Consider the following 11633-nt stretch of genomic DNA (forward strand, 5'->3'; position numbering starts at 1 on the left):
GAATTTTTTTAGCTAAAGTATTATGTTTTACAATTAGGCCCTGAGTATGTTTATACTCAGGGCTTTTAGGTTTTAGGACATAAAATATCTAAGGTTACTGAAGGTTATACAAGTTTTATGGAAAAACTTTGTATAGCCTTTAATTTTTGTAAGGGTGGTGAAGATATTTTGAAAGAAGAATTTATGGAGAGAGCCTTACAATTATCGCTAAAGGGATTGGGATATACTAATCCTAATCCTATGGTTGGAGCTGTTATTGTTAAGGATGGAAAAATTATTGGAGAAGGGTATCATAAAAAATATGGAGAGGCTCATGCAGAAGTAAATGCTTTTGATAATGCTATGGAAGATGTAAAAGGTGCAGAAATGTATGTAACGTTAGAGCCTTGTGCACATTATGGAAAAACACCACCATGTGCAGAGCGAATAGTTAAAGAAGGAATAAAAAAAGTTTATATAGCAATTGGTGATCCTAACTTAAAAGTAGGTGGAAAAGGAATTAAAATTTTAAAAGATGCAGGGATAGAAGTAGAAGTAGGATTTTTAGAAGATAAATGTAATGAAATAAATGAAGTTTTTCTTCATTATATCAAAACTAAGACTCCTTTTGTTATTGCTAAGTGGGCAATGACTCTTGATGGAAAAATAGCTACAAGCACTGGTGATTCTAAGTGGATAACTAATGAAAAAAGCAGAGAATATGTTCATAAATTGAGACAAAGAGTTGCTGCAATTTTAGTAGGACATAATTGTGTAGAAAAAGATGATCCAATGCTTAATGTTAGATTAGAAAATTTAGAGAATGGAGTAAGTAATCCGATTAGGGTTATAGTTGCAAGGAAAGGTAATATTGATTGTAAATTAAAAGTAGTACAAACTGCTAAAGAGATTCCAACTATTGTAGCTGTTAATAATATTGATGATGTAAAGAAGAAAGAGCTAGAGAGTTATGGAGTAGAAGTACTATTTTGTGCAGAAAAAGATGGAAGGGTTTCAATGAAGGATTTAGTAAAAAAGTTAGGTGAAAAAAATATAGATTCGTTACTTATTGAAGGTGGTGGTGAAATATTAGCCTCTGCTTTTGAAGAAAATGTAGTAAATAAGATATCGGCATTTATAGCACCAAAGGTTATTGGTGGAAGAGATGCAGTAACAGCTATAGAAGGTAAAGGACATCCTTTAATGAATATGGCAACGAAGGTGAAAAATATAAAGTATAAGACATTTGATGATGATATTTTGATAGAAGGTGATGTGGAGTGTTCACAGGAATAATTGAAGAAATAGGCGTTGTAAAAAATCTAAAAAAGACTTCGGATGGTATGACATTATTTATAGATGGCAAAAAAGTTACATCGGATATAACATTAGGAGCTTCAATAGCCATTTCAGGAGTTTGTACAACTGTTATATCTTATAAGGATGGAATATTTTCAGTGGATATAATGGAAGAATCATTAGATAGGAGTAATCTTAAATTTCTATCAGTAGGTGATAGTGTAAATCTAGAAAGGGCATTATCCGTAAGTGGAAGGCTAGATGGACATATTGTATCTGGACATGTAGATGGTATGGGAAAGATTGAAAAAGTAGAAAAGAGAGGTTTTTCTCATGAAATTACTATTTCATTAAGTAGTGATTTACTTAGATATATAGTTGAAAAAGGTTCTATCGCTATTGATGGAACATCACTTACTGTTGTTGATGTCAGTGATGAAGATTTTAAAGTAGACGTTATTCCTCATAGTGGAGAGAATACTACGTTATTAAAGAAATCTATAGGAAGCTATGTAAATATAGAAGTAGATATACTTGCAAAGTATGTTGAAAAGATATTTTCTAGGAGTAAGGAAGATAAGAAAAGCAATATAACTTTAGAGTTTTTAAGGAATAATGGTTTTTGATAGGGGGAAAGGATATGAACAATAATTTTTGTACTGTAGAAGAAGCAGTAGAAGATTTAAAAAAAGGGAAAATGATTATAATAGTTGATGATGAAGGTAGAGAAAATGAAGGGGATTTAGTAATTCCAGCTGAAATGGCTACTGGCGAAAATATTAATTTTATGATTAAGTATGCTAAAGGTCTTTTGTGTTCTCCAGTTGAAATTGATATAGCAAAAAGATTATCTTTAGATCCAATGGTAGCTAATAATACGGATAATCATGAAACTGCTTTTACAGTTTCTGTTGATTATAAAGATACTACTACAGGAATATCAGCTTTTGAAAGAGCGGAGACAATAAGACAATTAACAGAATCAAAGGAGCCTAAAGATTTTAGAAGACCGGGACATATTTTTCCGCTTATTGCGAAGAAAGGTGGAGTGTTAGAGAGAACTGGACATACAGAGGCTTCAGTGGATATATCAAAAATTGCAGGATTTAAAGGTGCAGCAGCAATTTGTGAAATAATAAAAGAAGATGGAACTATGGCAAGAAGAGATGATTTAATAATTTTTGCTAAGGAACATAATTTAAAGATATTAACTATAGAAACAATTAAAAAGTATAGAATGGAAACAGAAATAATTGTTGAAAAAGTTACAGAGGCAAAACTTCCAACAGAGTTTGGTGATTTTAAGATAGTTGGATTTGTGAACAAGATAAATGGAGAAGAGCATGTTGCCTTAGTTAAGGGAAATCCAAGTAAAGATGAGCCAACATTAGTTAGATTACATTCTGAGTGTTTAACTGGTGATGTTTTTCATTCTAAAAAATGTGATTGTGGGGCTCAATTAATGACAGCTCTTAATCGTATTGAAGAAGAAGGTACAGGAGTATTATTATACTTAAGACAAGAAGGAAGAGGAATAGGATTAGTAAATAAAATAAAAGCTTATGCTTTACAAGAAAAAGGTATGGATACAGTAGAAGCTAATATAGCATTAGGTTTTCCAGCAGATATGAGAGAATATAATATTGGGGCACAAATGCTTTCACAATTAGGAGTAGGTAAGATAAGATTAATGACTAATAATCCTGATAAGATTGAAAATATAAAAGGATTTGGTGTAGAAGTTATTGAGAGAGTTCCAATAATAATTGAAAGTAATCCTATAAATGAAGGATATTTAAAAATTAAAGAAATTAAAATGGGACATATGTTCAAGTAATGAAAGTTTTAGGAGGAATTAATTATGATAATTGAAGGAAATTTAGTGGCATCAGGTTTAAAAATTGCAATAGTTGCAGGAAGATTTAATGAATTTATAGTAGGAAAATTAGTTTCAGGAGCAGTGGATGCTATAGTTCGTCATGGTGGAAATGAAGAAGATATTGATATAGCATATGTACCAGGAGCATTTGAATTACCACTAGCAGCAAAGAAACTTGCTAAGACTGGTAAGTATGATGCTATAGTAGCATTAGGAACAGTAATAAGGGGAGCAACAACACATTATGATTATGTATGTTCTGAAGCTGCAAAAGGAATTGGAAAGATTTCTTTAGATGAAGAAATTCCAGTAATGTTTGGTGTAGTTACTACAGAAAATATAGAACAAGCTATTGAAAGAGCAGGAACTAAAGCGGGAAACAAAGGATTTGATGCAGCAGTATCTGCAATAGAAATGTCAAATTTACTTAAGAATATTGGATAAGATGAAATAGAGCATGCATGGCACAAGTATATATCAGTGTATAGTGAACAGTGATGGAGGAAATTCCCTTTGGGGAATTTCTGAGATTTTAAATGTGATAATTTTATGTATAGAATAAGATAATTTTCTTAAGAGATTTACATTTGATATTAATACCTGTTATAGAAAAGTAGTGGTAACTGTAAAGAAAATATAAATACCACTACTTTTCTATAACGGATGCTAATATGAAATTTAGATATACTATAAAAGTTGGTAAATTAAAGAAGCTTTCTTATACCCTCTTCTAAATCAATAGTAGGATAATGAAGGTTAGAGTTTTTTAGTTTATCTGTATTAAGTAAGTAAGTCACATCTCTAAAAGGAAAATAACTACGAGCAGGAATATTTTCTGTCACTCTTTTTATTTTATAATCTTTTTCTAAAGCTTTAGCAATAGTAAAGGCAATTTCTTCAAAAGTATATATACTAGGATGAGTTAAGTTGAATATACCAACTATATCTTCATTTAGTATAGCAGATTCAAAAGTTTTAACTACGTCATCAATACTTATAAATTGGATTGAAGAATTCTTTGGGGGAATTGGAATAGTTTCATTATTCAATATTTTATCCATAAAAAACCTTTCACGATATAGATTATTATCTTCACCATAAATATAAGTAGGCCTAAAGATACAATATTTTAAGTTGCTAGCGATTAAGGAATCCTCAGCTTCCTTTTTGTTTGTTCCATAACTTCCCCAATTTTCATTGTAACCTGTTTTATAGGCTTCACTAATAATTTCATCAGTACTTGGATAAACAGCACCTGAGGAACAAAAGACATATTTTTTTACTGTAGATTTATTGATGGAATCTAAAAGAAAATCTATGTCTCTTTTTTCATAGGCAGAAATATCAATAATATAATCATAATTTTTATTTTCAAGGCTTTTCTTTAGCTTTACAAGGTCATGTCTGTCACAGATTATGTGTTCCCTAAAACCGGTATATTCAATAGGAATGATACCTCTAGTTAAAATATCAACAGTATAGTTTTTAGAAATTAAGTATTTTGCAATGGCTTTACTTACAAAAGTAGATCCTCCAAGGACTAAAATAGTATTCATACAATTAATCACCTCATTATTAGTATAACATATTTATTTAAATACCACACACTGTATAATAAATGTGATATACAATATAATTATATCCTTTATATGACAAAAAATCAATATTATGTTATAGTATTTTGTATAAATTTTATGAGGTAGATTAAATAATTTATCAAATTAAGATATTAAAGTGGTATAGGTGAATTTGATTAATTTTTTCTTTTTGGTGTATAATAACAATTGTAAGTATAAAGTAAAGGGGTGAAGCGTTAGTAGAGTTTAACTGCTAACAGTGTATTATGTTAAAAGAAACATTAAAAAAAGATGAAATAGCAGCTATGAAAGCAAAGGAAAAATCTAAGGTTGCTGTTTTAAGATTAATAAATGCTGATATTAAAGGTAAAGAAATTAATACAAGAACTACTTTAAGTGATGAAGAAATAGTTTCTATAATTGAAAAAAATATAAAACAACAAAAAGAAACTTTAGAATATGCAGAAAAACTTGGTGATGAAGAAAAAATCAGCGAATGTAATTTTGCTATTGGAGTATTAACACCATATTTACCAGCGCAATTAAGTGATGAAGAAGTAGAGAATATGCTTAAAGAAATTATAAGCACTAATAATTATACTGCTAAAGATATGGGTAAAATTATGAAAGAAATAATGCCAAAAGTAGCAGGAAGATATGAGAGAGGTAAGATTAATCCAATGGTTAAATCTTTATTATAGAAAATTACAGGTAGTTAGTGCTACCTGTAATTTTTTTATACAATAAAATTTTTTGTTATAGTCATTTTATTGTATATGTTAGAGATAAAATCTAGTAAAGCTCCTAACAATATAAAAGAAATAAAGTGAATTGCATAAGATAAAAATACATCAGATTTATTGAATAGATAGTAAGTTACCCCAGAGGTTTTAAGAATATTATGATTTGCTAAAAATCTAAGAAGTGGATTAGATATAAATAATATGTTGTTGTCTGGATAGCCTGAAAATGTATTTATTATATTTATAATTATAATTAACAAACTGGTTGTTCCAAAAGAAAAAGAAAAATTTTTCATATATACTATTTCACCACCTGTACATAATGTATAACCATAATTATACATTAAAAGTTCTAAAAGTAAATACGTAGTGGCATATGTATATATAATTCATTAAAGATATAAGGGTGGTATCAATAATAAACGATACCACCTAAATAATTATTTTGGTTCAAAGTTATCATCAACACATTCATCGGTATAATCAAATTCTTGATATGCAATATTTTGTTGAACTATATTATCATGAACACCTTTAATGATTGTTGCAAAATCTTTTTCTAAATAGCCTCTTTCTTTGGGAAGGTATTTTTTTTTATTCATATTAATCACCTCGAATGTAGTTTGTGTAAAAAAATAAGAAATATTAATTGGAAATATAATTACATAATTGAGAATATAATTTATAATATATATTAATAAATAGGAAGAGGTGAAATGACATGAATGATGAGAGCTATAAATGGAAAGGAATCATAGCCTACTTATTTAGTTTTGTGGGGGGATTAATTATTTATTTTACAGAGGATAGAAATTACACACTTAAGTTTCATGCTATGCAATCTACAGTTTTTGGATTAATTGTAGCAGTATTAAAGGTATTATGTAGAGCTATTCCTTTTGTAGGATGGATTATTTTTGATTTTGTTAAGATAATATGGATTATATTTGTTGTTATAGGTGCTGTAAATGCTGCTCAAAATAGACCATATAGATTTCCTGTTATAGGAGAAATAGCAGATGCAGCAGAAAAACTTATTGGTTAATATTGCTTTTGATATTTTATAGTGGTATAGTTAATACTATATTAATAATAGTAATTTCATTGATAAGGAAGAGTAGCTATAAAAAAGCTTATAGAGAGTTGTCGGTAGCTGTGAGACAATAGTGGATTTATAGTGAATGGACCTTTGAGAAGTGTGAGGAATACATACTCATAACGTTGCTCGCGTTAAGAGCTTTGGAGGAGAGAAATCTCGAAAATAGGTGGTACCGCGTACTTAACGCCCTATAAGCTTTTGCTTATAGGGCTTTTTATTTTATATAGTGATTAAAAATGGAGGAAAAAATATGAGTGAAAATAAGAAAGTTATTTTTAGTGGAATACAACCATCAGGAAATTTAACTATAGGAAATTATTTAGGTGCTTTAAAAAATTGGGTTAAGTTACAAGATGAAGAGGAATATGATTGTTATTATTGTGTTGTAGATTTACATGCTATAACAGTTAAACAAGATCCAGCAGAGCTTAGAAGAAGAACATTAGAAGTTCTTGCTATATATATAGCAGCAGGATTAGATGTAGATAAGGTTACTTTATTTATTCAATCACATGTTAAGGCTCATAGTGAAGCACAATGGTTATTAAATTGTAGTACTTATCTTGGAGAATTACAAAGAATGACTCAATTTAAAGATAAGTCAGCAAAATATGCAAATGTTGGTGCAGGACTTTTAAACTATCCAGTACTTATGGCTGTTGATATATTATTATATCAAACTGATTTAGTACCAGTTGGTCAAGATCAAAAGCAACATTTAGAATTAACAAGAGATTTAGCACAAAGATTTAATAACACTTATTCAGATACATTTAAAATACCAGAGCCATATATACCAAAAGAAGGGGCAAAAATAATGGACCTTCAAGATCCAACTAAAAAGATGAGTAAGTCAGCAGAAAATCCTAATAGTTATATATTTATTATGGATCCACCAGATGTTATAAGAAAGAAGATTTCAAGAGCGGTAACAGATTCATTAGGTGTAGTTAAGTATGATGTTGAAAATCAACCAGGTGTTGCAAATCTTATGACTATACTAAGTACTCTTACTGGCATGAGTTTTGAAGAGATAGAAAAGAAATATGAAGGTCAAGGTTATGCTAACTTTAAGAAAGATGTAGGTGAAGCTATAGTTGCTGAATTAGAACCTATTCAAAAGAGAGTAAAAGAAATCTTAAGTGATAAAAAGTATCTTGAAGAAGTTTATAAAAAAGGTGCAGAAAAAGCTAATTATGTAGCTAATAAAACATTAAGAAAAATGCAAAAGAAAATAGGTCTTATACCACCGGCAAGATAATAAAGAACTCCCATTTTGGGGGTTCTTTTTATTTTGTCTAAAATTTATAGTTAAGTAAATATAGAATATATAAAAGTTTAATTAAAACTTGAAAATAAATTATTGAAAAAATATACAAAAATAAAAATATATTGTATCATATAATAAGAAGAAAGGTGGTGTGGTGTGTGAATGTAGATTATCAATATAGTTGTGGTGATATTATTATTGAGCCATATAAATTTGATAGCATTTTATATGTTAGTTTAAGTAGAGAAATGAATGAACATGGAAAGTTATTTGTAAAAGGAATTATAAAAGAAGAGAGTCTCGACGATTATGTGGAACAGGCAAATGATAATTCAAAGATTACTTTTGCATTAAGGAATGAAGATGGAAGTGAAAAAATACTGTTTCGAGGTATTGTATCAAATATAGAAGTTATTGTAGAGAGTGGTACAAGAATATTAGTAATAGAAGCATTAAGCAATAGTTTCTATTTAGATATTACTAAGAACTCTAGAACATTTCAAAGTAGTGGATATAGCTATAATGAAATATTGAACATAATTAATAGCAATTATAAAAATGCAGAGGTTTCTGAAGATATACTTAACAATGTAAACGTAGACAAAATGATAGTTCAATATAAAGAAACAGATTGGGAATTTATAAAAAGGATAACATCACATTTTAATGCTATGGTAATAGCAGAATGTCAACTAAATGATATTAAGTATTCATTAGGAACTTCAGAAAGTGATGAGGTTTATATTCTTGATGAGGTGAATTATACGATAAAGAAAAATTTGCATCAATATAGAATTTTAAATAAAGAAGTTAGCATAAGTGAAATAAATGCCATTAGTTATGAGGTTTATAGTAATAAAATTTTAAATTTAGGTAATAAAGTGAAATTTCAAGGAAGGGATTATTATATTTTCTCTGTTGAAATAAGAAGTGATAAAGGTATTCTAAAAAACAAATATATTTTAAAAGACAAAAAAGGAATGATGATAAAAAAGTATTTTAACAATAAAATAAGTGGTACTTCATTAAATGGAAAAGTTTCAGATATAAAAAATGATGAGGTAAAAGTAAATCTTGAAATTGACGGAGGAAATTCTGAAAAGAAACAGTGGTTACCATACTCTACAGTCTTTTCTTCAGAAGATGGTACGGGATGGTATTGTATGCCTGAGGTTGGAGATAATATAAGACTATATTTCCCAGACAATGATGAAAAGAATGGATATGTTATTAGTTCTGTAAATGTCCAATCAAAAGACTCAAATAAAAGAAGTGATCCATCTGTAAAGAGTATAGGTACAAAGTATGGAAAAGAAGTAGTAATGAAAGAGGGCTCTGTAGAGATTGTTGGTAATGGAGATTTACTAATGAGACTTACTGATGATGGTGGTATAGAAATTAAGAGTAATAAAAAGATTGTATTAGATGCAAAAGAAGAAATCGAAATAAATGGTGGTACATCAATTATGATAATTGGTGAAGAATCTGTAGATTTAAAACAAGGAAATGCTGAATTAAAAATTCAAGATGATGTTACTTTGACTGGAGGTAAAGTTAATATTGAATAATTTAATAGAATACTTTTTACTTGAACAAGATAAAAGGTATTTAAAGGTACCAGTATTACTAGACGTTTTTAAGAAAATTGATAAAAGAAGTATAAATAGACAAGATGGATATAAGATAAAAGACATAACTATATTTAATTTAAGAAAAGAAGAGAGAATTCAATTTATTGATATATTAGATAATCAATTATTTATAGTATCTAAAGATATGAAGAATATACTTGGAAAATATGATGAAGATATTATGTTTAAAAATATAGTCTTGCTAGATCATGTAGAAAAGAAGCAAGGTAATTATGTTTTGCCAATATTTGAAGAAGTTGATGGTTTAAGTGAGAAATCTATCTTTAATATGAATAAGACTATAGTAAAGAAAATAGTTCTTGATGGTAAAAAAGTTCAAGGTAAAAAGATATTTAAAATAAAAGGAGGAGACAAGCCTTTAATTGTAGTGAGGCTTGATGTTGCAGAGAGTTTACTTAGAAGAGGATTTACAGGAATTAAATTAACACCATTAGAAGTGAGTGAGGGGTGAATATATGTCTGATAATAGTTTTTATATTGTTCGAGGAGCAAAGATGTTTTGCGATAAAGGCACTCATAAAAGAAAAATAAACTTGCCAGTTAGTCATGGAAGTTATGTAAAGGGTAAGCCTAAAATGAATAGATGTGATGTGGTACCAGAAGAGAATATTAGTTATTTTGGAATATGCAATGGTGAATGCAAAGAAGGAGAGGGAGACATATATTTAGTAGGGGAAGATGGTAGCACTGTATCAGGAAAAAAGTGTTGTTTTGAAGCATTTGATCTTTGGCAACAGTGTAAAGAAGATGCTTTAGTTGATGGTGAACCAGCTATAATTTCAGACTCATACTTAATATGTGCTCATGGAGGAATAATACAATTTGCTACAACAGGTCAAGAGGATGAATAAAGAAGGAGGAATTTTATGAGTGATAATATTGATGAAAAGATACTTGATATTATTAATGCAAAAGAAAGAGTGGAGAGATACAAGAATCTTGAAGAAAATGAAATAAAAATAGGAAAAGAATATTATATTTTTAAAGAGTTTAAGTTTTATGATAATAAGTTAATTATGTATTTACCTAGTGATTTTTCTGATATGAAATTAGAATTAAGAAAAATTAAATATCCCTATGAAGATAGACCGGAGATTATTCGATGCAACAATGATGGTAGCATTTGCTTTACATTAAAAATAATAGACAGTCCATTAAATGAAGATAAAGTAGAAACATTAACAAATGGAATGAAAGAGATGATGCAAAGATTAAATCCAGCAAATGTATTCTTTGATATGAAAATTGAAAAAGCTAATGAAAAAAATATAGGATATTTTGATTTTAAAACTACTGTGATAGATGGATTTTTATATAATATTATGTTTTTCTTTGAGTTTAAAGGGAAAACTGCTTTCGGAGGATTTAGTTGTAAATATAGTGATTGTAATGACTGGAGAGATATTGTAATAGAGGTAATTAAGAAAATAAGGGTAATTGAAGAGGAATAAGTAGTGAATAAAGTTATAGGGTATAAGCTAAATAGAGATGAGAGTAGAAAAAAGGTAGAAAAATTTTATCAAGATTACATTAAGAATAAGTGGATAGAAATTTTTGTAGAGCTAGATAAGGAATATCAAAAAAATTTAAACGTCATAATTAATGATGTAGTAAGAGATTTTTCGAAAGTATGCCAAAGGGTTATAGAGCTTCAGAAAAGAAATGAAAAGGGAAAAGTAAAATATATATATTTTTCTTTTTTACGTACAAACATATTAGCAGACAATGGTGATTTTAGAGTAGATATTTATGATGAAAATTGGTTTTTAGATAATAAACAGTGTAGTGGTAGCATTGATATGTCTTTTGTATTTAAATATCTTTTTAATTTTATAGAGGAAATTAAAAAGAATAGCTTAGAAAATAAAATAAGTATGTCAGATATAGAACTAGAAAAAATAAAATTAGAAGAAAGTGAGAGGTATAAGATACTAGCAATAGAATACTTAAAAACTATTGTATTAAAAATGGTAGAAGATGAAAAATACAAACAAATGATAAAGGATGAGAATATTTATATTATTGCTGGTGAATATATGGACGAATGTCAATTAATATATCCTAAAAATATTGAAGCAGTAGAGTAGTAAAAAATTAGATAAAGATATTATCGCAAAGAGCAAAACATAATAAGG

The 11633-nt window shown here is 28.4% G+C and carries 15 protein-coding genes and 1 other annotated feature; of the genes, 12 read left to right on the forward strand and 3 right to left on the reverse strand.

Annotated features, from left to right (window positions below):
- Nucleotides 1–117: 117 nt before the first annotated feature.
- From ribD to ribH, 4 genes are read left to right on the forward strand one after another with little or no spacing between them, the layout of a single operon-like run.
- Nucleotides 118–1275 (forward strand): bifunctional diaminohydroxyphosphoribosylaminopyrimidine deaminase/5-amino-6-(5-phosphoribosylamino)uracil reductase RibD, encoded by a 1158-nt coding sequence (gene ribD / locus KQI30_RS07180; protein ID WP_253287426.1) that lies wholly within the window; start codon nt 118–120, stop codon nt 1273–1275.
- Entirely contained in the window at nt 1260–1904 is a 645-nt protein-coding gene (locus KQI30_RS07185) for a riboflavin synthase (protein WP_216462619.1), read from the forward strand. The genes ribD and KQI30_RS07185 overlap by 16 nt, the downstream gene beginning before the upstream one ends.
- Before the next feature lie 14 nt (nt 1905–1918).
- A complete protein-coding gene (locus KQI30_RS07190) occupies nt 1919–3115 on the forward strand; it encodes a bifunctional 3,4-dihydroxy-2-butanone-4-phosphate synthase/GTP cyclohydrolase II (protein ID WP_216462620.1) in 1197 nt (398 codons plus the stop codon).
- A gap of 21 nt (nt 3116–3136) precedes the next feature.
- Nucleotides 3137–3601, forward strand: a complete 465-nt coding sequence (ribH, locus tag KQI30_RS07195; protein WP_216462660.1) for a 6,7-dimethyl-8-ribityllumazine synthase — start codon at nt 3137–3139, stop codon at nt 3599–3601.
- Nucleotides 3602–3861: 260 nt separating this feature from the next.
- On the opposite strand, the gene KQI30_RS07200 is transcribed toward ribH, so the two are convergent.
- The gene (locus KQI30_RS07200; RefSeq protein WP_216462621.1) at nt 3862–4713 is read right to left on the reverse strand and encodes an NAD-dependent epimerase/dehydratase family protein; all 852 of its coding nucleotides are present in this window, start codon (nt 4711–4713) and stop codon (nt 3862–3864) included.
- 287 nt (nt 4714–5000) lie between these two features.
- Here KQI30_RS07200 and KQI30_RS07205 point away from each other — a divergent pair, with 287 nt between their 5' ends.
- Nucleotides 5001–5435: a GatB/YqeY domain-containing protein gene (locus KQI30_RS07205; RefSeq protein ID WP_216462622.1), complete on the forward strand. Its 435-nt coding sequence runs from the start codon at nt 5001–5003 to the stop codon at nt 5433–5435.
- Between the two features lie 35 nt (nt 5436–5470).
- On the opposite strand, the gene KQI30_RS07210 is transcribed toward KQI30_RS07205, so the two are convergent.
- Entirely contained in the window at nt 5471–5773 is a 303-nt protein-coding gene (locus KQI30_RS07210; protein ID WP_216462623.1) for a hypothetical protein, read from the reverse strand.
- Nucleotides 5774–5917: 144 nt separating this feature from the next.
- A complete protein-coding gene (locus tag KQI30_RS07215) occupies nt 5918–6079 on the reverse strand; it encodes a hypothetical protein (RefSeq protein ID WP_216462624.1) in 162 nt (53 codons plus the stop codon).
- 119 nt (nt 6080–6198) lie between these two features.
- Here KQI30_RS07215 and KQI30_RS07220 point away from each other — a divergent pair, with 119 nt between their 5' ends.
- The 7 genes from KQI30_RS07220 to KQI30_RS07250 all read left to right on the forward strand — a co-directional run bounded on the left by KQI30_RS07220 (nt 6199) and on the right by KQI30_RS07250 (nt 11585).
- Nucleotides 6199–6522 (forward strand): DUF4870 domain-containing protein, encoded by a 324-nt coding sequence (locus KQI30_RS07220; protein WP_216462625.1) that lies wholly within the window; start codon nt 6199–6201, stop codon nt 6520–6522.
- Nucleotides 6523–6572: 50 nt separating this feature from the next.
- Nucleotides 6573–6770: a binding site (T-box leader), on the forward strand.
- Nucleotides 6771–6826: 56 nt separating this feature from the next.
- A complete protein-coding gene (gene trpS, locus KQI30_RS07225) occupies nt 6827–7837 on the forward strand; it encodes a tryptophan--tRNA ligase (protein ID WP_216462626.1) in 1011 nt (336 codons plus the stop codon).
- 167 nt (nt 7838–8004) lie between these two features.
- On the forward strand, nt 8005–9414 hold the full coding sequence (locus KQI30_RS07230) for a phage baseplate assembly protein V (protein ID WP_216462627.1): 1410 nt from the start codon (nt 8005–8007) through the stop codon (nt 9412–9414).
- Nucleotides 9407–9949: a hypothetical protein gene (locus KQI30_RS07235; RefSeq protein WP_253287429.1), complete on the forward strand. Its 543-nt coding sequence runs from the start codon at nt 9407–9409 to the stop codon at nt 9947–9949. Before KQI30_RS07230 ends, KQI30_RS07235 begins: the two co-directional genes overlap by 8 nt.
- A gap of 4 nt (nt 9950–9953) precedes the next feature.
- On the forward strand, nt 9954–10349 hold the full coding sequence (locus tag KQI30_RS07240) for a DUF4280 domain-containing protein (RefSeq protein WP_216462628.1): 396 nt from the start codon (nt 9954–9956) through the stop codon (nt 10347–10349).
- Nucleotides 10350–10364: 15 nt separating this feature from the next.
- Entirely contained in the window at nt 10365–10949 is a 585-nt protein-coding gene (locus KQI30_RS07245) for a hypothetical protein (protein ID WP_216462629.1), read from the forward strand.
- Nucleotides 10950–10952: 3 nt separating this feature from the next.
- Nucleotides 10953–11585, forward strand: coding sequence for a hypothetical protein (locus KQI30_RS07250; RefSeq protein WP_216462630.1), 633 nt, complete (start codon nt 10953–10955; stop codon nt 11583–11585).
- The last annotated feature ends 48 nt before the right edge of the window (nt 11586–11633 follow it).

Origin of the sequence: Clostridium bornimense (assembly GCF_018917145.1) — a bacterium.
GTDB classification, from domain to species: domain Bacteria; phylum Bacillota; class Clostridia; order Clostridiales; family Clostridiaceae; genus Clostridium_AN; species Clostridium_AN bornimense_A.

Bases quoted from the DNA above. Each gene is read 5' to 3' on its own strand.
- ribD (WP_253287426.1), top strand. From the start codon at position 118: ATGGAAAAACTTTGTATAGCCTTTAATTTTTGTAAGGGTGGTGAAGAT.
- KQI30_RS07245 (WP_216462629.1), top strand. From the start codon at position 10,365: ATGAGTGATAATATTGATGAAAAGATACTTGATATTATTAATGCAAAA.
- KQI30_RS07210 (WP_216462623.1), bottom strand. From the start codon at position 5,773: ATGAAAAATTTTTCTTTTTCTTTTGGAACAACCAGTTTGTTAATTATA.
- trpS (WP_216462626.1), top strand. From the start codon at position 6,827: ATGAGTGAAAATAAGAAAGTTATTTTTAGTGGAATACAACCATCAGGA.
- KQI30_RS07215 (WP_216462624.1), bottom strand. From the start codon at position 6,079: ATGAATAAAAAAAAATACCTTCCCAAAGAAAGAGGCTATTTAGAAAAA.
- KQI30_RS07220 (WP_216462625.1), top strand. From the start codon at position 6,199: ATGAATGATGAGAGCTATAAATGGAAAGGAATCATAGCCTACTTATTT.
- KQI30_RS07240 (WP_216462628.1), top strand. From the start codon at position 9,954: ATGTCTGATAATAGTTTTTATATTGTTCGAGGAGCAAAGATGTTTTGC.
- KQI30_RS07205 (WP_216462622.1), top strand. From the start codon at position 5,001: ATGTTAAAAGAAACATTAAAAAAAGATGAAATAGCAGCTATGAAAGCA.
- KQI30_RS07190 (WP_216462620.1), top strand. From the start codon at position 1,919: ATGAACAATAATTTTTGTACTGTAGAAGAAGCAGTAGAAGATTTAAAA.
- KQI30_RS07200 (WP_216462621.1), bottom strand. From the start codon at position 4,713: ATGAATACTATTTTAGTCCTTGGAGGATCTACTTTTGTAAGTAAAGCC.